This window comes from Pseudomonas sp. LBUM1653, from assembly GCF_059716115.1.
This window is the reverse complement of record NZ_CP166803.1, coordinates 2,546,824-2,567,884: the sequence shown is the minus strand read 5'-3', so window position 1 is coordinate 2,567,884 and position 21,061 is coordinate 2,546,824. Positions and strand designations below refer to the sequence as shown.

Sequence of the window (21,061 nt, the reverse complement as noted above, 5' to 3'; positions counted from 1 at the left end):
CCGGGGCTTAGAGCCCTGTCGGCGCGGCGAGCAATTGCGGCAAATGCCGGAACCTCTTGTCGCGCCATTACTCCCCGGTGAGCAATTGTTTGTCGTCTGGCGCTGTGGAGGCCGAGTTACTTCGTCGGCGATCTGCAAGCACCCAACTACCGTCGTACAACTGCAGCGGGAAACTTTCGGTCCTGCTCTGGCGTCGTTCGACAAAGCCTTCGGCACTGCTCACACCCGTTTTGGGTTCGCGCTGCCGCCCCAGAAGATCAAGCACTGCACGCGCCAGTTCCGCCATCGGAAAGGGTTTGAACAGGATGTGGCTGACTCCCAGTTGCCGGGCCTTCTCGCAAACCTCTGCGGTGGGGTGCCCCGTGATCAGCACAAAATGACACTTCCTGTTCTGGCGGACGGCATCGAGCACCTCAAAGCCTTCCATATCGGGCAAGCGGTAATCGAACACCATCACATCGGGTGCGAAATCGCCGGCTTCGGCGATTGCTTGCGCACCGTCGTGAGCAATCCGGACTTCCAGCGCTTGCGCCTGCAGGTAACCCTGGAGGTTTTCCGCCAGCAGCTGTTCGTCATCAACAACCAGTACTTTGTTTAACAAGGTGGACTCCTTGAAACTGCAGGTCCGAGTTCCGAACCTGGTGGAGTGCGCGCCTTGATAGGTCTAACGCACACTTCATGCCAGGCTGAGTGCCGGTAATTTTATGTATTCATGTCCTTGAATTTAAAAGCAATGCCCTTGCGTCCACATGCCCCACCCCCCAAAAACGGGGGAAAGCGAACGGATGTGCATCAACGCTTTCCCCCACTGTTGGGGAAAGCTCATTCGTCGTCAATCCGTTCGATCCTGTTGCTGGAACGCAGCTGCGCCAGCGTCTGCAGACGCGCCTGGACCTGTTTCTGTCGGGCAAGGTAAGCCCGAACCATGTCAAGTCCTTGTTCTTCTGAGACATCGGCAGCCTCCAATCGGTTCTGTAACAAGATCAAATGCCATCCCACCGCCGTGCGCACCGGCTCGCTGACGGCCCCAGGTTTCAGGGCAAAGGCCGCGGCTTCGAACTCCGGCATCATGCGCCCCCGGGCAAAGTAACCCAGGTCGCCACCTGCGCTGGCCGAAGCGTCTTCGGAACCGCTGCGGGCGACGCTGGCAAAGTCAGCGCCTTCACCAATCGTCGTGCGCATTGCCTCCAAGCGTAGTCTCGCGGCTTCGACTGTGGAAGCATCCGCACCCTGAGGCACTTTGATCAGGATATGCCTGACCTGGATTTCCTCGGGCCGGTTCATCTCGGCGCGGTGTTCCTGATAAAACGCCCGCACCTGGTTTTCGTCCGGCTCGTTGACCCTGGTGAGTTCGGCAAACATCTGCTGCGCCGCCAGATCGCGGCGGGTGTACTCGATGTAAGCGGCCTCATCGAAACCGGCGTCTTCCAGGCGCCGGGCGAACACCTGCGCGCCCCCCATGGCTTGGCGGGTCTGGTCGACCTGGTCTTGCACCGTGGCATCGCTGATCACCACCCCGCGCTTGACCGCTTCCTGCCAGAGCAGCTCCTTGTCGATCAGGGCGTCCAGCGCCGCCTTGCGCAGCTGTTTGTAGGCGCTCGGACTGCGGATGCTGGCGACCGCCCGGCCCTGATCCTCCAGGTATTCGGCGAAATAGCGCTCCAGGCGCAGCTGGGAAATTTCCTCGCCATTGACCCTTGCCACGGCCGGGCCACTGCTGCAAAACGCGGCGGGCACCCACAGGGTCAACAGCACCAATACAGTCGTGAGTTTCATCTTCGGCCTCCGGCTCAGGGTATGGCGGCAATGGGTTTGTAGGGGGCGACCAGATAGAAGCGCTGGTCTGGCAGGTCCACGGTGACCACGTGGGCGCCGCTCAGGCCCAGGCGTCGGCCCGGCCCGAAACTGATCAGCGGGGTCAGGCCGGTATCGAAGTCATGCAGGCCTTCCAGGGCACTGATCAGTTTTTCCCGGCTGGCATCGCGCCCCGCCTGTTTCATGCCCTCGCTGAGCAGCAGCATCGAACTGTACGCCCCGACCTGCAGGACCGCGTGTTCGCCACCGAGCTTCTGGCGCTCGCGCAATTGGGTCAGGGCTGTGCGCCCGCTCTTCGTCCAGTCGCTGGGCACGAACGGATACGCCAGGAACACCCGCCGGGAAAAACCACTGGGTACCTGCAACAGATCGCCCGCCACCTGATTCGAGGCGGCGAACAGGTAGGGCACCTGGCCCGCGGTCTGCAAGCGCTCGGCCAGGCGACTGAAACCGCCACTGCTGCCCATGTAGAACACCGAGCGCGAGCCCAGTGGCAATTCGTCCTGTGCCGACTCGTAGGCTTGCAGGTGCACTTTCTGCCAGGCGTTGTCCTGCAGATACTGGGCAAGCTTCTCGGCTGCCAGGCGCTGGCCCGGCTCGTTCGGGTAGGCGATCAACGTGGGTCCTTGCAGCACACGCAGGCTGGTGGCGGCGTAGTTGGCCAGCGCAATCATCTGTTCGCGCAGCCCCGGCAGCGGTTCGAAAATCTGCCGGCTGGCCTGGGCCGTGCCTTGCCATGACAGCGGCCCGATCAGGGGCACGCCGGCCTGTTCCAGACGCGGGGCCAGCTCAGCATTCAGCGCCGGCACCAGTGGTGCGACCAGCGCGAAAATCCGGTCCTGTTCGATCAACTGGTCCAGCGCCTGCTCGGCGCTGACACGGTCGGGACCTGGGTCAAGGATGGTCAGGCGCAACTGCCGGCCATGAATCCCGCCCGCTTCGTTGATCCGCGCCACGCTGCCCCTGAGCACCGCGGCCACGGTAGCGCCCTCCGCGCCCAACACGCCGGTGCTCGGCAGCAAGGTGCCCAGGTGCAGGCTGTCGGGGCTCAGGCCTGGATCGCGGTCATCGGCCAGGCGCTTGAGGTACGCCGTAAGGTTGCGTTGATCGCTCATCGACAGGACGAACCGCGGCATGGCCGAATCGAGGCGGTTGTTGCCCGGGTCCCGCCCCTCCTGGATCGCACGGGCCAAAGTGCCCTCGGTATAGGCCGGGTAGGCACGCCCGTTGATTTGCTGTTGACCGTAAGTGCTGGACAGCCGCGACCAGCTCAGGTCCGGCGGGCGCACCCCGCCTTCCGGACGCCCCAGGCCATCGCTGCCGTGGCAGTTGGCGCACGGCAGGCTGGTGGCCGGCAGCAGCATGCCCGCCGCCCCGATCCGGGCCATGATCGGCTCACCGCTGGCTGAAACGCCCTCGCGGTACAGGCGTTTGCCGGCGCTTTCGCCGGGCGTCAGCGGTAACGCCTGGGCGCTCAGGCTGATGCCACCGAGGATAAGCAGGCCGAGGATCAGGGCGTTTTTCATGGCCCGGACTCAACGGCCGGCCACGGGCATTGCCAGCAACTGCAAGCGCTGGGCAATGGCGGCGGCCGGGGCATCGGGACGGATCTTGCTCCAGCGCTTGTTCGCCACGTCACCGACGACCAACTGGGTGGAGTGCTGCTCGGGGGACGGTATGACCTGGCCGATGCGCCCCAGGACCAGGTCCATCTGCGCTTTGTCGCCGGTAAGAAAAAGCCAGTGGGGCTCATCGACGCCCTGCTTCAAGGTGTAAGCCTTGAGTACCGCCGGGGTGTCCCGCAGCGGATCACTGGTAAGGGAGATAAAGATGATGCCGTCCGCCTTGTCGCCCAGCACTTCGCGCACTTGCTTGAGCTTCTGGGTGATCAAGGGGCAGGCATCGGTGCAACTGGTGAAAATCACATTGAGCAGCACCACGCGGTTGTGCAGCGCGTCGCTGTAGAAACGCAGGATATTGCCGTTCTGGTCCTGCAACGGCGTGTCGGTGAACCAGGTCTTGGCATCGCGGGTGCCACCGGCCGGCTGTGCGGCGGCCGCCACCGTGGCGGAGGCAGGCGCCGCTTGCTCATGCCCTTCGTGGGCCAGGGCCAGGGAGCTTGCGAGGCACGAACAGATACTCAGGGCGATCCAGTCGAGAAGTCTCATGGCTGATGCTCCATGGCGATGGCGGTGTGTTTGGCATGGGCGTTGCGTTCACCACTGAGCTTCTCCACTTGCCGGGTCAATATGCTCGGGTCGGTGAAGCCGTAGTAGCGGGTCCAGTGGCGGCTGTTGCCGTCCCCCACGAGGATCAGCGGTGCATGATTCTTGAAGTCGCCACTGAAGCTGCCCAGGCCCTTGAGGGTTTCGTTGACCGACTGCGTGGAGCCGGTCAACCAGCTCCAGCCCGGACCGTTCTGGAAGGCGCGGGCGTAGTCGTTCAGGCGCTTGGCGTCATCGCGCTGCGGATCGATGCTGATCGACACCAGCTGCACCTCGGTACCGACCCGTGCGCCCAGCTGTTTCTGCACCTTGCCCATGATCGAGGACACCACCGGGCAGACCGTGGTGCAACTGGTGTAGATGAAGCTCATGACCACGATCTTGTCGGCCACCAGGTCTTTTTCCAGGCGCACGGTCTTACCGTTCTGGTCCACCAGCGCGACGTCGGCAAACTTGATCTGGGCGGTCTCGGAACTGGTGCTTTTGGCCGCCATTTTGTGGCCGGCATGTTCATCGGCCGAGTGGGCCAGGGCCTGGCCGATACTGGCGGCCAACAGGCAGAGTGTCAGCAGTCCACGGTGTGCAAATCGCTTCATGTCGATGTCCTCTTCAATGAGCTTCGCCGGGTGTCACCCGAACGCTGGCAAAAGTCTGGTCGTCAAAATTCGCACCCAGGGACGCCGCACGCACGTGCAGGTACCAGGCGCCTTTCCGGTCGAGGGTGACCGGGGCTTCATAAATTCCATTGCCGACGTCCACTGCTGCGACGTGCTGAGGCCGTGAACTCGGCGCCAGGAAGTAGCGCACCTGTACGTCCTTGACCCCGCTGCGCTGGACCTTCTGTTTGCCCTGGACGATGCGAAAGCGCACGACATAAGGGCTACCCAGGGCGGCCGTGGATTTGTCGAGCATGAACTCCACCTTCGGCACACCGGCCACGGGTGGGAGTTTGTCGTTCGCCTCAACCACCGCGCTGAAGCAATGGATGATGTTCGGCTGATTGAGCAGGAACGCCACGTCAAAGCGCCCCGCCGTCGGCAGCTTGATCCGCGCGCTGTACAGCCCTGGCTCGACTTCGCGCAGGCTGCGGTCGATGACCAGCGCCGCCCGCGCCACTTGCCCGCGATTGGGGTAGCCGGACATCGGCGCGTTCATGCCTTCGGCGTAGAAGTAAGTGGTGTTGTCCACCGGGTTGACCACAAACACCGCGTTGTCGTCGCGCGACACCGCCAGGCTCGACGCCAGCGGCAAGTCACCGGCCAGCCGCGGCGGCTGCGGCCCGGCTTCGAACCCCTGGCTGATCGGCTTGCGGCCTTCACCCAGGGACGCCAGGTTGATCATCGTCACCTTGGCCGAGGCCAGTCCGCGCACATAGGCATAGGCCTTGGTGAACACCACTTGATAGGGTTCGGCGGACACGTCCAGTTCATGGATCAGCGAATCGGTGGCCGCGTCGATCACCGCCGCCTGGTTCTCCAGGGTATTGAGCACGATGCCGAAACGGCCGTCGGCGCTGAAGCCCATCGGGCCGAGGCCCTGCTTGATCTTGATCACCCGCCGCACCGACTGGTTCGCGGCGTCGACCACGGTGACCGTGCCGTCCTTGCCATCGGCCACATAGGCCGCGCCGGACAGTGGCGAGTACACCACCGACAGCGGGTGCGAACCGGTCTTGAGCTGCTTGGCGATGGTCAAGGTGGCGACATCGATGATGCTGACGGTGCCGTCGTCGCGGTTGGTGACAAAGGCGAAGCGGCTGTCCTTGCTGAAGGCGATTTCGTGATGACCGCTGCCGGTTGCCAGGTGCTTGAGGGTTTTCAAGCTACCAGTGTCGATCACCGTGACCCCGGAAAGCTCCGCCGACGGGGCATTGTTGCCGACCCACAGCAGGCGCTCGTCCGGTTGCAAGGCCACGCGCACCGGGTTGCTGCCAGCGGCTACCGAATCAACCAGCTTGAATTGTTCACTGTCGATCACCGCAACTTCCCCCGCCGTCGGCATCGACACAAAGACCCGCTTGTTGTCCCTGGGGGTGACCCAATCCATTGGCGGTTGCTTGATATTAATGCGGGTTAGGGTGCTGGTGATGCCACCCACCGAGACCGATGGATCAACCACCGAGACGCTGGCATCGCGGTTCATCACCATCAGGAAGTAGCTGTTGAGATCGAGCAGCGGCCGTGCGCCGATACTCGATTTGAGAAACACCCCGACCCGGGCCTTGCAGCTCTGTTCGCGGCCCTGGGCCTGGTCGGCGACGGGGGTTTGCGGGTCGATCCAGGCGCCGGGGGCGACACCCGCCAGCGGTTGGCCCGAGGCCTTGTCGGTGACGTTGAAACGCACGTCGGCAAATTCACCCTCGCGCAACACGCCGCCTTCGGCCAGCGGCCGCACTTCGAGTGCCACCGACACGCCGTCGCGTTCAAGCGTCTGCTCGGTCCAGGTGTTGGGTAGCGCGATGTCGCTGAGCAGGGTCGGGGGCGACGTGCGCCATACCCCGACCCAGATCAGTGCTACCCCGACGATCAGCGCAACGCTGGCGATTTTGATGGTCCTGTTCATGTCACTCTCCCCTTCAGATCTATGCCTGCTTCACCGCGCCCCCCTGTGGGAGCGAGCCTGCTCGCGAAGAGGCCAGCACATCCAACATTGATGTGTCTGACACTCCGCCTTCGTCGGAACGCCGCCCGGAGCCGGCTCGCTCCCACAGGTGTTGCGTTGTTTCCTGCCCTACGGCGCCGGGGCCGGTTCCGGTTCGTTGGTCACCCGCAGCAATCCCCACAACCCGGAGGTGTTGCCATAGGCTGCGTAGTCGCGGAACAGGTAGTCACCCGCTATCGCGTTGACACCCCCGGCGCTCGGCAGCATGAAACTGAAGTGCGCCGCCGGCAGCACGCTCTCGCGGGCACCGATGTACATCGACATCGGGTTGTAGCCGAACTTCACCGAACCCACGCCAGGAGTGCCCATTGGATAGCCTCCGGTATCGCTCTTCTCCGACAGGAACGGGTTGGTCGACCAGACGTGACCGTCAAGCTGGAAGGTCGTGCCGCGACTGCCGCCGGTCGGCATCAGGATGTGCGTGCGGAACGGTTGCCCCGGCTTGGCGTACAGCACCGGTGTTTGCGGATCGCCGCCCACCAGCGCGTTGCTGTAGGCCATGTGCGCATTCACCATGTCGCCGTAGCCCGCGCCATCGGCATGGCCGAACGGTGCATCCGGGGCCAGGCCGAAGCGGTACCACATCGGTTCGGTCTTGTAGTTGATGGCCATGCTGGAGTTGTCCTGCGGATCGTTCGGCACGCCGAACCCTTCCGCCGCAATCCCTTCCACCGGCCGACCATTGGCCCAGCGAATGTTCAACGCTTTCTGCCAGACCATCGCAAAGTCGCGGTAGCTGGTTTGCCCTGGTGCGGTGACGGTTGCATTGACCTTGCGCGCGTCTTCAACCCAGGTGGCGCCCGCCGGCAGGATGCTCATCGCAGCGGCCAGGCCTTTTTGCGACTGCTTGATCACGTCCGCCGGAGTGAAATTCAAACCGCCAAACTCGATCGCCGTGGCGTTGATGTTGTCGACATTTCGGCCCAACTGAGTGATCGGTTTGCCTTCACGCTCCAGGTGCCCGGCGTAGTACTGATAGGTACGGGTCGGGTAGGCTCCGCTGCTGCCGACACGTGGTGGCACGGTCTGGGTCGGGTTGGCGCCGACGTTGGTGCCGTCGGATTTGGTGATGTCATACGCCAGCAATTGCGCGTGCAGACCCACGTGGCTCGACGGCCGCATCAGGTTGTTGCTGAAGGTGGTCGAACCGGTGCCGTTGTTGCGATCCCGTTTGACCATGCCTTGCATCACCGCCGTCTGGGTCAGGTCCGGCATGACGCTTGGCAGACGGTTTTCCAGGGTGATGCTGATGCAATCACCGGCCGCTGCGCGCAGCACCAAGGGTTCGACAGGCACGCCGGGTTTGAGCTTGCCGGTGGCCGGATCGAGGTCGGCCTTGCGTACATACAGGATCGCGGTCGGGTCATGCAGCGGCCCGCTTTGCCCGCCGATGGTGATGGTTTCACCGTCTTCAGGATCAATCACGGTGACCTGTGGAATGCTCACGGTTCGTGAGTTGAATACCAGGGTACCGCCCGCCGGATTCAACGGCCCGCCCACATGCTGGCCGAGGCCCGCCGGGTCCCCGAGGGTCAGGCCCAACGGATTGCCGAGGATGTCGTTGGCCAATGCCGCGACCACTTCATAGTTGCGTTGCGGCGTCGGCCGGGTGCCGATGCCATTGGGGTTGGCGCCGATCCTTGGGCAAATGCCGTCGAAGGCCACGGTGTTGCGCATGCCGGTCGGCTTGGCGTTGTTCGGCAGCGCGAACAGATCGCTGCGTTGCGCCGTGTAGTTGCGCATCACGCCCCAGATCCCGCTCCAATAGCCCTCGATTGAAGCATCCATCGAGTACAGGTAGTCACCGGTGGTGGCCGCCGAACTGGAGAGCATCGAGACCGGCGCAATGAAGCCCATCTGCTCGGAGATGCCAATCATCTGCGAAGCGCGCCAGCCGGAGTTGGAACTGGTGCCGAAACCGGAACCGCTTTGCAGCCACTTGACGCCGTGCAGGGTGACGTTGTGCTCCTCTTCGTGACCGCCGGCATGCACCCGCAGCCGCACGTTGTCGCCGGTGTAGGTACGCAGCATCGGGGTGAACGGATCGCCAGGTTCGGCGCCGCCCTTGTTGATGTGCGGCGGGAACAGCGTGGTGCCGCCGGTTGGGCCGGTGGCCGCGGTGATCAGGTTCGGCGCCAGGTTCATCGCCGGGATCGCCCGGTCGGTACGGCTTTGCATGGCGTAGGCCAGGTCGCCGCCCAGGCCGTCGGCCTGCATGCCGCGCTTGCCGTCCGGGCCGACCTTGTTCGGGTCATACACCCGCAGGGCCAGCGGTTCGTTGCGGTAATTGACCACGAACATGCCAGGGTCATCGACCGAGATGGCTTGTGGACATGGCCGGCTTGGGCAACCGGGAAGCATGCCGCCCTGCACTTCGATAATGCCGTCCAGCAGGGTACTGGCGTTGTTGCGTACTGGCGGGTTGATCGCGTAGCGGAAGCTGTCGGCGGTGGCTGGGAAGCTTTGCGCATTCGGTTTACCGTCAGGCCCGGCGCCTACGTACACACCGGCTTCATAGGCATGCTGGAAGTCGCTGTATTCGAGGAAGAACTCACGGAAGCTGTCGTTCTTGCCGTCGCCGTCGATGTCACCGGTAGAAATCACCGCTTGCCACGAAGTCGGCCCGCCGTCCTGCCGCGCGCCGCTGTACAACGGCTCGCCGGTTTCGGCGTGGAACCAGGTGGAACCTGCAGGTTCTGCCAGTACGGTGGCGTACAGGCCGATCTGTTGGTGAGTCGATGGGCCGAGGTGGTCGTGGGTAAAGATGGTGCCCAGGCCACGGTCGACGCCTTTGACGTTGACCACAGGGTCGACGAACCAGCGCTGCATCGCCGTACGCGCACCGACCCAATCGGCCCGGCCATATTGACCGAAGTATGGGTGGTTCTTGGCTTTCGGGCAGGCCGGCGTGCCGTCACGCGGGTCGCTGCCTTGGCATTGGTTGAACTCGCGGATGGCGTGGATGCGTTCTTGCACCGCACCTGGGGAGAGTACGCCGTCTTCGTAGTTCCAGCCGTTGGACGAACCATCGGCAGACACCAGGTCCCACTTCGGCAGGTGAATGTGCTGGCCGATCACGTCGGTCGGCGTGCGTACCTGATAGTCGTCCATCTCATAGGTGGCCGGCACCAGGTTGGTTTGCTGGTACTGCACGCAGTCGAAGGTATTCATGCGCATCACCAAAGGTTCTGGTGGACGCTGCTTGGTGATCACTGGCCAGGCGTCTTCCCAGAGCGCCAGGATGCGCGCTTGCGGGAAGTGGTACCCGACCTTGTTGTACACCGCGTCGAACTGGATGTTCGCCGCTTTGTAGATCCGCGGACGGTCGGCGGTGAAGCTCGAGGAGCCGATGAAAGACATGCCGTCGATCTTCTCGCCACTATTGAATTCACCGGTACCGGCGCTGCTGCTCAGGCGTTTCTGCCGGTCGTCCATGCACGGCTCGTAGTACGGCGCACCGGCCATCGGCAAGGCACCGTTGGTGCGGAAGGCCCGTGCAACGATTTGATTGCCCGGTAGCACGGCGAAGCTTGGGTGGTCCTTTTTGGCGTGGAACGCCATGGCCGCTTGCTCGACTTCGGTGCCCTCCTCCGGCAGGTAAATCGGCTTGGCTCGCGTCACTGTTTTGGAGAAATCCAGCGACGTGGTGATGGTCTCGGCCTCGCCACCGGCAGAAACGCCGTCCAGCGCATGGCGCCCCAAGCCACCGTCCCAGCCACCGGACTGCGCCGGGTCAAGGTTGGCCCACAAGGCTTTGCCCGTAGCTTTCAAGGCCTGCGCCGTGGCAGCGTCGAGCATGTCCAGCGGTGGGGTCGGTGGGCGTTGGCCGACCGAGCTTTCCATGCCGCCGATCCAGAACGGATAGCCAGGGTTTTTCAGCGTGCCATCGGCGTTGCGGTTGGCTTCGCTGCGATCCACCAAGGCCAGGGAGCCAATGGCCTGGGCACCACCGCTGCCGCCATGGTGCTCGCCATCATCGTCGTCTTCGTCATCGTCATCGTCGTTGGCGGCCACCAGGGTTTCGCCGATTTTCGGTACAACCGCGACTTTGCCCGGCATCGGTGCCATGGCTTTGCCGGGCAGCGGCACCACCGCCGGGATCGGCGTGCCGGCAACGATTTCGCCATCGGGCAGGGCCCGTGCGCCAGCAGCGGGTTTACCGCTGCGCAGGGCATAAGGCTCGCTGTGGAAACCGTCGGATCCTTGTTGCGACACTTCCAGCCTGGTGCCCTCTTCAAACACGTCGTGCACCCGCCACATGGCCCACATGCCTTGGGCAAAGTGCGGATAGAAGTGGCAGTGATAGATCGCATCGCCCGCTACACGGTTGCGGTTGCCCGAACCGCCGTTGGCGATTTCATAGGTGTAGCCTGCACCCGCGCCGATGCCCTGAGCGTCCACATAGTCGGAGTTGTCATCGTTGGGATTGAACAGCCACTGATGCCCGTGCAGGTGGAAGATGTGCTGCTCATGGCCGTTGTGAGTGTTGCGGAATTTGACGAAGTCACCGATGTAGCTGTGGTTGACGTTGGACGGCTCGGACGGATACAGCGCCATGGTCGCCTTGACGCCCACCTGATCGGCGCTCGGTGTCTGACCGGGGGTGATGCCTTCCAGGCCGGCATTGGCCGGTACGTCCACCAGCATCGCCACGTCGCCGACGGTGTGGGAACTGAGGAAGAATTCTTCGTAGGCGCAGGACAGGCAATCGTGCATCGGGCCTACGCCGAGACGGTTGGCGACCACTTCGGCCCCCATGCCCCCAGAGCCATAGTTGATCATGAACGAATCGCGGGTCGGCTCCAGCACGTGGGCCATCACCGGGTCGGCCCAGTAGGCCGGGAAGGCCTGGGTCGCGGCAGTTTCGTCCTGGAACTGCGAGGCGAAATCGCGGAACGGCTCCAGCCGATTGGGAAGCGCCGGGTTGCGCTTGCCCACGGCCTCCAGCGGATAAGTCGAGGGCGGGAAGCTGCCATCGGCGTTGCTGCCCATGACGATCGCGTCGCTCTCGCTGGAAATGATTTCACTGCCGTCGACCATGTTGATGATCGGCGTGCCGGCCTTGCCTTCACGGATCCACGGTTCGCGTTGCGGGTAACGCGCCTGGTAATCGACGATCGGCTGACCGGCCGGGGTGCGGCCGGTGGTGGCCAGGCGCATTTCTTCTTCGGTCACGGTGTTGCGATAAGTGCGCCCGCCCTTGGGCACCACCACGACCTGGCCGAACAGACCGTTGGCCACGTTGCCGGCCGCACCTTCGCCACCGAAGGTTGCGCCACGGCTGCTGGCGGCGAATACCCCTTCGCGCTCGGCGTACAGGGTGTAGGAACGACTGGCACCCGGTGCGATCAAGGAATTGGCATTGCGTCCGGTGTACGACGCGATGTCATCGATGCTGTTGACCGCTTGCATGCCGTTGACCTGGAAACCGACATGGCGGTCGGCGACTTGCTCGTCGACCTTGAAGTTGTCGTTGTTGCCGATTTCGATGCCTTCTTCTTCCTCGCCCTCCTCTTCCTCGCCATCGTCGTGGGAACCGGGGTTGGCCTGATAGGCCAGCAGGTTCTGCAGATTGATGGTCAGGCAGTCACCAGCGGCCACCCGCAGCACCAGCGGACGCGGACGCTTGTCGGGACGCAGCGAAACCTTGCCCGGCACCGCCGCACCACCCTGGGCGAGTGAGATGTCATGGTCATCGACCACATCGCGGCGCAGGGCGAACATCATGCCGTTGACGTTCTGCGCACCGAGGCGGTTGAACATCAGCGGCTGGTCCAGCGCCACGACGTTGGCCACCAGATTGCGCTCACAACGCGCGGCGGCCTCAACCACCTCGACGCCAAACAACGAAGCGGCCAACAACATGAAACTGAGCAGGGGTGGAGCGTGGAATATGCCGGTCATGATCACGGGCCTCGCTGTGGGTGCTCACAGGGAATAATTCTCGACAAAACCCTTTGAGCAATCTGTATGCCATAAAAAATTTGGCGGTTTTTCAAACAGTTACAGTCGCCACTTAATTCATCGGGGGATATTCCCCACTAATTCCCCACTTTTTTGCCGGGGCCACCATGCCCCAATGTTGGGGAAACCTGCCCCAGGGTGTCGGTCACAGCGGGGCATCCGCCGCCAGCCCCTGCAAACGCCGGTATTGGCGCAGCACGCTGGGCACATAACGCTGGGTTTCGGCGAACGGCGGGATCACTCCGCCACGGCTGAGCACCGCTTGGGGACCTGCGTTGTAGGCGGCTACGGCGAGGGCGATGTCGTTGTCGAACATCGTCATCAAGCGCTTGAGGTAACGGGCACCGCCCTGGATGTTGGCCTTGGGGTCGTAGACGTTCTTGACCCCCAGCTCGCGGGCGGTGTCGGGCATCAACTGCATCAACCCACCGGCGCCCTTGGGCGATACGGCGCTGGCGTTGTAGCTGGATTCGGTCTGGATCACCGCGTGCAACAGTGCCGCCGGCAACTGGTTGTCCGTGGCTGCCTTTGATACCAGTTCGGCATAGGGCCTGGCGGCGATCATTTGCGGCTGCTGATCGAGGCTGACCACAGCCACTTCGGCCTCACGAACCACCCGTTCGTAGTGGCGGCCGGGGCGATGGACATTGGACAAGACGAAGTCGCCCTTGGCGTCCTTGGAAACGAACACATCGGCTTGAACAACGCCGGCCAGCAGCATCACGCCGAGCAGTCCTGTGGTGAGAGTTTTCATTGTTCTGTCTCCCCTGACCGGCCCCGAAAAATGGGGGTAATGCCCCAATGGACGGTCGTGTACCAGCCATACGCAAGCACTGTGCCGAAAGCGCGAGCGGCCGTAATACGGGGGTTGCACAGGGATGTGCGGAGCTTGACCGGGCCTTTGCATGGCAATTGCATGAGCGCTTGTCACGACCCTTCTGCCGACTGTGTGAGGTCATCATGAAACAGCGTCTGCGTTTCGCCCCGCGTGATTCTTCCCCTCGAGCCGAGCGCGGGTTCACATTGCTTGAACTGTTGGTGGTGCTGGTGGTGCTGGGGCTGTTGGCCGGCATCGTCGCGCCGAAGTATTTCGCGCAACTGGGCCGCTCCGAAGTGAAAGTGGCCAAGGCGCAAATAGAAGGCCTGGGCAAGGCCCTGGACCTGTATCGCCTTGAGGTCGGCCATTACCCGTCGACCGAGCAGGGTTTGCAGGCACTGGTCACGGCCCCCAGCGACGAAACCCGCTGGACCGGCCCGTACTTGCAGAAAAAACTGCCGCAGGACCCGTGGGGCCGTAACTACAACTACCGCTACCCTGGGGAAAACGGCGAGTACGACCTGCTGTCCATGGGCAAGGACGGCCAACCCGGCGGCGAAGGCGAAAACGCCGAAGTCACCAGTTGGCAATGACGGGAATGGCGACCATGCGTTTTCACCTCAAAGCGGTAGGCAAGGCCGGTGTGGTTTCAATGACCGTCGAGGCAACGGGTGACAGCGAAGCCCGGCGCATCGCCGAAGACCAGGGGTTGCGGGTGGTCAGCCTGCACGCCGAACGACACTGGCGGGCACTGCGCCTCAAGCAGCGCGAGACCTTCAACCTGGTGTTGTTCAGCCAGGAACTAACCACCCTGATCAACGCCGGCCTGCCGTTGATCGATGCGTTGGAAAGCCTGGCGGAAAAAGAGAATGCGCCGCAAGCCCGCAAGACCTTGAGTGAACTGGTGCGCCTGCTTTATGAAGGCAAATCGTTTTCCCAGGCGTTGGGCCAACTGTCGGCGGTTTTCCCTCCGCTGTACGTGGCATTGGTCCAGTCCAGCGAGAAGACCGGTGCCGTGGGCGAAGCCCTGGGTCGCTATGTCAGCTATCGCCAGCGCATGGACGAGGTTCGCCAGAAGATCGTCAGCGCGTCGATCTACCCCATGCTGTTGCTGGTGGTGGGCGGTGGCGTGGTGCTGTTCTTGATGGGCTATGTAGTGCCGCGCTTCAGCCTGGTGTTCGAAGGGCTGGGGTCGAACCTGCCGTGGCTGTCGCAGATCCTGATGAGCAGCGGGATGTTCCTGCACGCCCACCAGGGCGAATTCTTTGGTGCACTGGCGACGATCGTCATAGCCCTCGCCTTCCTCCAGCGCCAACCGGCCTTTCGTCGGGGCCTGGACCGCCTGATCGAAAAACTCCCGGCGGTGCACCAGCGCATTTTCATGTACGAACTGGCACGCTTTTACCGCTCCCTGGGGATTCTGCTGCAAGGCGGCATTCCGCTCGTCACCGCCATGGGCATGGTCCGCAACCTGCTTACCCCTGCCTCTCGACTGCGCCTGGACCAAGCCTGCGAACGGGTGCGCGAGGGGCAATCGTTGTCGACGGCGCTGGAACTCAATCACCTGGTGACCCCGGTGTCCCTGCGCCTGCTGCGCGCCGGCGAACAGTCCGGCAACCTCGGGCAGATGATGGAGCGCAGTGCCGACTTCTACGACGAAGAAATCAGCCGCTGGATCGAATGGTTCGTGCGCCTGTTCGAACCCTTGCTCATGACCTTCATCGGCCTGCTGATCGGGGTGATCGTGATCCTGATGTACATCCCGATTTTCGAGCTAGCTTCAAGCATTCACTGACCCCTCTGGGACGGGGCCTGGCTGCAGGTTGCAGGGTTTATCGACATTCCAACTGAATAAAACCGCAGGTTGAGGTGTTTACCGACGTCCCAACTGAATTTCCAACTCGATACAGCAGCACGCAGCGTTGTTTATCAACGTTGCAACTGAAATAAGAAGACGGAGATCGATATGCACATGAACAAGCTTTTGTTGGCTGTTGCTATTGGCGCAGTTCTGTCAGCGTCTACCGTACTGATTCCGGACAACCTGTCGGGGGTTTCGAGCGTTCAGGCTAAAGAAGGCGGTAGTGGTGGTGGAGGCGGTGGCCACGGTGGTGGTGGCGGTAGTGGAGGCGGCGGCGGTGGCGGCCATGGTGGAGGTAGTGGCGGTGGCGGTCATGGCGGCGGCAGTGGTGGTGGCGGCAGCGGAGGTGGTCACGGCGGAAATGGCGGTGGCGGCAATGGCGGCGGAAGCGGCAGTGGTCACGGTGGCAACAGCGGCCACAGTGGCAGCGACCATGCCTCGGGGCATTCCGGCAGCACAACCTCGTCCTCCGGACGCAGTGGCACCCATGCCGAACCGGGTGACGATCATGGCGTTCATCAGGCCGGGCATGACGACAATGGGGTTCACCGCTCCGGCGAAGTAGGCGACGACCACGGCGTTCACCGCTCCGGCGAAGTGGGTGACGATCGCGGCCTGCATGCCGCTGGCGAACCGGGCGACGATCGTGGCGTCCACGTCGGTGGCGAACCGGGTGACGACAAACGCGTTAACTGACCGGCTTTAACCCTGTGGGAGCGAGCCTGCTCGCGATGGTCGTCAACGATGACGCGGGCTGTCTGAATGCCCGCGTTGTCTGGACGTTTTTCGCGAGCATGCTCGCTCACTACAAGGGGTTGTGCGAATCGTCCAGGCGCTCGCGCAAAAACTCGATCAACGCCCGCACCGGCCGCGAGGACTGACGATGCTGCGGATACACCGCCGATAACGTCAGCGGCTGCGGTCGAAACTCATCCAGCACCGCCTCCAGCCGCCCATCCTTCAACGCCGAACCGACGATAAACGTCGGCAAATAGGTAATCCCCATTCCGGCAATCGCCGCGTCCTTGAGCAGCTCGCCATTGTTGACCCGCATCCGCCCGGTGACGTTGACCACCAGCGGCTTGCCCTGCCCTTCGAAGCGCCATTGCACCTGACGCCCGTGGCCGTAAGGCAGGCAGTCATGATTGTGCAAATCTTCGGGTTTGACCGGCGTGCCGCGCTCCGCCAGGTAAGCCGGACTGGCGCAATACACACGATCGATAGTCGCAATGCGACGGGCGATCAACGTCGAGTCTTCCAGAGTGCCGATGCGCAGTGCCAGGTCATAGCCTTCGCCGAGCAAATCCACCGGACGATCGCTCAAGTCCACCTCCACCGTGACGTCCCGATAGCGCTGCAAGAACTGCGGCAGCAGGCACCCCAGATGCGCCAGCGCAAACGACAGCGGCGCGCTCACGCGCAGGGTGCCGCGCGGCTCGGTGGTCTGCCCGGCGATGCCCTGCTCCACCTGCTCGACTTCACCCAGCAAACGCAAGGCCGATTCGTAGTAACTCTGCCCAAGCGGCGTGACGTCCAGGCGCCGGGTCGAGCGATTGAGCAGTCGCACGCCCAGGCGCTCTTCGAGTTGCATCAAGCGTCGGCTGACAAATTGCTTGGACAGGCCCAGTTGATCAGCGGCGGCCGTGAAGCTGCCGGAGTCCATCACCTGGCAAAAAATACGCATATCTTCGAACGGGTTCATTGTCATGCCTTCGGTTGACAGTCAGGCACTCTATAGTGGTTTTATCCCCTTTTATCACCCTATTGCAAAACAATGTGGGAGCGAGCCGGCTCCGGGCGGCGTTCCGACGAAGACGGCAGGACAGACACTTTTGCAGTGACTGTCAAACCGCTTTCGCGAGCAGGCTCGCTCCCACAAGGTTTGGCGTTTTAGCCGACGGTCTTACTTGGCGGTGAACGTGGTGTAGCTGTTGATCAGGTTACGGTAGTTCGGCAGGCGTTCTGACAACAGGTTGGCCAGGCCTTCCATGTCGTTGCGCCAGTCGCCTTGCAGCTCGCAGGCCACGGAGAACCAGTTCAACAGATGAGCACCGGCGGCCGACATGCGGGCCCAGGCAGCCTGCTGCACGGTGGTGTTGAAGGTGCCGGAAGCGTCAGTCACCACGAACACTTCAAAACCTTCAGCGATGGCCGACAGGGTCGGGAACGCCACGCACACGTCGGTTACCACACCGGCGATGATCAGTTGCTTGCGACCAGTGGCTTTAACGGCCTTGACGAAATCTTCGTTGTCCCAGGCGTTGATCTGGCCCGGACGGGCAATGAACGGTGCATCCGGGAACTGCGCCTTGAGTTCCGGCACGATCGGACCGTTCGGGCCCTTGTCGAAACTGGTGGTGAGGATGGTCGGTAGATTGAAGAACTTTGCGATATCGCCAAGGGCCAGCACGTTGTTCTTGAATTCGTTGGGCGAGAAATCCTGCACCAGCGAGATCAGGCCGGTCTGGTGATCGACCAGCAGCACAACAGCGTCGTCTTTGTTCAAGCGAGAGTACGGAACGTTGCTCATGTAAAAACTCCTTGGTGGATGGTTGTCACTTGCTGCGCCTGACCAGGAGGCCGGCGCTTATTGGTATTCGTCAAAAGGCAAAGCACGAGCAGCCGAAGGCACCCCAGAAACCGGCAAAATCACTGACCGGCGCATTCGACAGACGCGCCCGTTCATGGCTGTGGGAGTGCACCGCGCAGGGCCCGCTGCACTGGTGAACCTGCGCCTGCAACGGCGAATTCGGCCGCCAATGCCCCGGTACTTTCACCACCGGCGACCAGTCGGGCAGCACCGGTACGCTGGGGGGCCCAAGTTTTTCGAAGTCACCGGCGGCATACACCACCTTGCCGCCGACCACGGTCAGCACCGACTCGATCCATTTGATCGCTTCTTCCTCGACGCTGAAAAAGTCCGCGCTCAATGCCGCCACGTCCGCCAGTTGCCCGACCTTGATCTGGCCTTTCTTGCCCTGCTCGGAGGAGAACCAGGCGCTGCCGTGGGTGAACAGTTCCAGCGCGGTCTGCCGCGACAGGCCCTCGGCATGCAATTCCAGGCCACCGACGGTGCGACCGCTGACCATCCAGTACAGCGAGGTCCAGGGGTTGTAGCTCGACACTCGCGTGGCGTCAGTGCCCGCGCCGACCGGCACGCCTTCGGCCAGCATGCGCTTGATCGGTGGCGTCGCTTCGGCCGCCTTGGCGCCGTAGCGCTCGACGAAGTATTCGCCCTGGAACGCCATGCGATCCTGAATGGCGATGCCGCCACCCAACGCCCTCACCCGCTCGATGTTCTGCGAGGTGATGGTTTCGGCGTGGTCGAAAAACCACGGCAGGCCATTGAACGGAATGTCGCGATTGACCTTCTCGAACACGTCGAGCATGCGGCTGATAGATTCGTTGTAGGTGGCGTGCAAACGGAATGGCCAGCGCTGCTCGACCAGATGGCGCACCACCGGTTCCAGTTCGTCTTCCATGGTTTGTGGCAGGTCCGGACGCGGTTCGAGGAAGTCCTCGAAATCCGCCGCGGAGAACACCAGCATTTCCCCGGCGCCGTTGTGCCGCAGGTAATCGTCGCCCTGATGCAGGGTCACGCTGCTGGTCCAGTTCTTGAAATCGGTCAGCTCTTCCTTGGGCTTCTGGGTGAACAGGTTGTAGGCGATGCGCACGGTCAGGTGCTGGTCCTTGGCCAACTGCTCGATCACCTGGTAGTCGTCCGGGTAATTCTGGAAACCGCCACCGGCGTCGATGGCACTGGTCAGGCCGAGGCGATTGAGTTCTCGCATGAACTGGCGCGTCGAGTTGACCTGATACTCCAGCGGCAGCTTCGGCCCCTTGGCCAGCGTCGAGTACAGAATCATCGCGTTGGGCCGCGCCACCAGCATGCCGGTTGGGTTGCCATTGGCGTCGCGCACGATCTCGCCACCCGGTGGGTTCGGTGTGTCGCGCGTGTAGCCGGCCACGCGCAAGGCAGCGCGGTTGAGCAAGGCGCGGTCGTACAGGTGCAGGACAAACACCGGGGTGTCCGGCGCGGCCTGGTTGAGTTCTTCGAGGGTCGGCATGCGCTTTTCGGCAAACTGGAATTCGTTCCAGCCCCCCACTACCCGCACCCATTGCGGCGTCGGCGTACGGTCAGCCTGTTCCTTGAGCATGCGCAGTGCATCGGCCAGCGACGGCACGCCTTCCCAGCGCAGTTCGAGGTTGTAGTTCAAGCCGCCACGGATCAGGTGCAAGTGCGAGTCGTTGAGGCCGGGAATCACGCAACGGCCCTTGAGGTCGATCACTTGCGTACCGGAACCGCGCAACGCCATGGCCTCGGCATCGCTGCCGACCGCGACGAAGCGGCCATCACTGATGGCTACCGCACTGGCGCGTGGGTTCTCACGGTCGACGGTATGAAATTGGCCATTGAACAGAATCAGATTGGCGTTCATCGCGTTTCCTTGGGCGCAGTGGAAGAAGACAGCCAGGGCGCGAACAAGCGCGTCGCCATCGGCATGAACAGGTACACCACCGACAACACGATGGTCAGGGTGATCAGGAATGTCGCGACCACGTAATTGGAGAGCACGGCGTTGAGCTGCAACAACGGCCCCCAGAGCAGCGGCACCAGCAAGGTGTGCGGCAGAATCACCAACAGCGTGACCACCGCCTGCTTCCAGCGCGGCGCTGGCGAGCCCGACTCGCCCTGCGGGGCAAACCAGAATTCGTTGACCGGATTGACCTCGGTCTGGTCGCCGTCGGCCAGCATCGGCGTGGCTTCGTTGACCAGCGCCTGGCGTTGCGGCGAATCGAGCCAGCGCTGCATTGCGTCGGTGGAGCAAAAACGCAAGACGCAGGTGTACATATCGAGGCCAGCGTTCTTGCCGCGCATCACATCCACACCCAAGTGCCCCTCCTGCTGTCCAGCAACACTGACAATGTTGCGCAGCCAGGTCTCGTAGGGCACTTCAAAACCGGCCTTGACCCGGTGTTTGATGACCAGGGTCACGACTTCCTCGAAAGGCGAGTCGAGCACATTGGAATCAGGCATAACGAAGGGCTCCGGCGAGACAATATTGAAGGCGAACAAAAAACCACTGGCATTGATCGCCGGTATTGAGATGAATAGTGCCGGGGTGGAGAAGGAAAAAATTGAATGTACGTGCTCTCTTTGCGAGGGGCCCCGTATCCACGGAACAGCATAGATCCTTGTGGGAGCGAGCTTGCTCGCGATGGCGGAGTGTCAGCCGATATAGCTGTTGAATGACGAACCGCATTCGCGAGCAAGCCCGCTCCCACAGTGGGTCCGTGTACATCTGCAGGAGTCAGGTCGGCCTGGAGGGCTTCCCCTCAACCATAGAATCTCCCACAGGGGATTGGTACATCTGCCAGATGTTGGTCGGCTGGCAGGCCGCCATCGCGAGCAAGCTCGCTCCCACAGTTGTTCCATGTACATCTGCAGGAGTCAGGTGGGCCTGGAGGGCGTCATCGCTGGCAAGCCAGCTCCTACAAGAGGTTGGGTACATCTACCAGATGTTGGTCGGCTGGCAGGCCGCCATCGCGAGCAAGCTCGCTCCCACAGTGGGTTTGTGTACCTCTGCAGGAGTCAGGTCGGCCTGGAGGCCGTCATCGCTGGCAAGCCAGCTCCTATGTATGGACTCGCCCCCACTGTCTACCCGCTTTTGAAAAACTGTCGCCCCGTTGCATCTATGTATTAGGCCTATTCGTGGA

The 21,061-nt window shown here is 62.6% G+C and carries 15 protein-coding genes; 3 read left to right on the top strand and 12 right to left on the bottom strand.

Going from position 1 to position 21,061, the window contains the following annotated elements:
- Window positions 1-67 precede the first annotated feature (67 nt).
- The 8 genes from ACA054_RS11750 to ACA054_RS11715 all read right to left on the bottom strand — a co-directional run bounded on the left by ACA054_RS11750 (window position 68) and on the right by ACA054_RS11715 (window position 13,419).
- The gene (locus ACA054_RS11750) at window positions 68-601 is read right to left on the bottom strand and encodes a response regulator (protein ID WP_497689517.1); all 534 of its coding nucleotides are present in this window, start codon (window positions 599-601) and stop codon (window positions 68-70) included.
- A gap of 221 nt (window positions 602-822) precedes the next feature.
- Window positions 823-1,776 carry a peptidylprolyl isomerase gene (locus ACA054_RS11745; RefSeq protein ID WP_497689516.1) on the bottom strand — a complete coding sequence of 318 codons (954 nt, stop codon included), beginning with the start codon at window positions 1,774-1,776 and terminating at the stop codon, window positions 823-825.
- A 14-nt stretch (window positions 1,777-1,790) separates the two neighbouring features.
- Window positions 1,791-3,341: a cytochrome c/ABC transporter substrate-binding protein gene (locus tag ACA054_RS11740; protein WP_497689515.1), complete on the bottom strand. Its 1,551-nt coding sequence runs from the start codon at window positions 3,339-3,341 to the stop codon at window positions 1,791-1,793.
- A 9-nt stretch (window positions 3,342-3,350) separates the two neighbouring features.
- The gene (locus ACA054_RS11735; protein ID WP_497689514.1) at window positions 3,351-3,983 is read right to left on the bottom strand and encodes an SCO family protein; all 633 of its coding nucleotides are present in this window, start codon (window positions 3,981-3,983) and stop codon (window positions 3,351-3,353) included.
- Window positions 3,980-4,636 (bottom strand): SCO family protein, encoded by a 657-nt coding sequence (locus tag ACA054_RS11730; RefSeq protein WP_497689513.1) that lies wholly within the window; start codon window positions 4,634-4,636, stop codon window positions 3,980-3,982. The genes ACA054_RS11735 and ACA054_RS11730 overlap by 4 nt, the downstream gene beginning before the upstream one ends.
- A gap of 13 nt (window positions 4,637-4,649) precedes the next feature.
- The gene (locus tag ACA054_RS11725) at window positions 4,650-6,602 is read right to left on the bottom strand and encodes a YncE family protein (protein WP_497689512.1); all 1,953 of its coding nucleotides are present in this window, start codon (window positions 6,600-6,602) and stop codon (window positions 4,650-4,652) included.
- Between the two features lie 168 nt (window positions 6,603-6,770).
- On the bottom strand, window positions 6,771-12,605 hold the full coding sequence (mnxG, locus tag ACA054_RS11720; protein WP_497689511.1) for a manganese-oxidizing multicopper oxidase MnxG: 5,835 nt from the start codon (window positions 12,603-12,605) through the stop codon (window positions 6,771-6,773).
- Between the two features lie 205 nt (window positions 12,606-12,810).
- Complete coding sequence (locus ACA054_RS11715) at window positions 12,811-13,419, bottom strand: lytic transglycosylase domain-containing protein (protein WP_497689510.1); 609 nt, start codon at window positions 13,417-13,419, stop codon at window positions 12,811-12,813.
- Window positions 13,420-13,625: 206 nt separating this feature from the next.
- On the opposite strand from ACA054_RS11715, the gene gspG reads away from it, so the two are divergent.
- The 3 genes from gspG to ACA054_RS11700 all read left to right on the top strand — a co-directional run bounded on the left by gspG (window position 13,626) and on the right by ACA054_RS11700 (window position 16,039).
- The gene (gspG, locus tag ACA054_RS11710; RefSeq protein ID WP_497689509.1) at window positions 13,626-14,075 is read left to right on the top strand and encodes a type II secretion system major pseudopilin GspG; all 450 of its coding nucleotides are present in this window, start codon (window positions 13,626-13,628) and stop codon (window positions 14,073-14,075) included.
- 14 nt (window positions 14,076-14,089) lie between these two features.
- Window positions 14,090-15,277 (top strand): type II secretion system F family protein, encoded by a 1,188-nt coding sequence (locus tag ACA054_RS11705; protein WP_497689508.1) that lies wholly within the window; start codon window positions 14,090-14,092, stop codon window positions 15,275-15,277.
- A gap of 171 nt (window positions 15,278-15,448) precedes the next feature.
- Entirely contained in the window at window positions 15,449-16,039 is a 591-nt protein-coding gene (locus ACA054_RS11700; protein WP_497689507.1) for a hypothetical protein, read from the top strand.
- Between the two features lie 109 nt (window positions 16,040-16,148).
- On the opposite strand, the gene ACA054_RS11695 is transcribed toward ACA054_RS11700, so the two are convergent.
- The 4 genes from ACA054_RS11695 to ACA054_RS11680 all read right to left on the bottom strand — a co-directional run bounded on the left by ACA054_RS11695 (window position 16,149) and on the right by ACA054_RS11680 (window position 20,381).
- Window positions 16,149-17,045, bottom strand: a complete 897-nt coding sequence (locus ACA054_RS11695) for a LysR family transcriptional regulator (protein WP_497689506.1) — start codon at window positions 17,043-17,045, stop codon at window positions 16,149-16,151.
- A gap of 201 nt (window positions 17,046-17,246) precedes the next feature.
- Window positions 17,247-17,873, bottom strand: coding sequence for an isochorismate family cysteine hydrolase YcaC (gene ycaC / locus ACA054_RS11690; protein WP_497689505.1), 627 nt, complete (start codon window positions 17,871-17,873; stop codon window positions 17,247-17,249).
- 70 nt (window positions 17,874-17,943) lie between these two features.
- Complete coding sequence (locus ACA054_RS11685; protein WP_497689504.1) at window positions 17,944-19,782, bottom strand: amidohydrolase; 1,839 nt, start codon at window positions 19,780-19,782, stop codon at window positions 17,944-17,946.
- Window positions 19,779-20,381 carry an antibiotic biosynthesis monooxygenase gene (locus ACA054_RS11680; RefSeq protein WP_497689503.1) on the bottom strand — a complete coding sequence of 201 codons (603 nt, stop codon included), beginning with the start codon at window positions 20,379-20,381 and terminating at the stop codon, window positions 19,779-19,781. Before ACA054_RS11680 ends, ACA054_RS11685 begins: the two co-directional genes overlap by 4 nt.
- Window positions 20,382-21,061 lie beyond the last annotated feature (680 nt).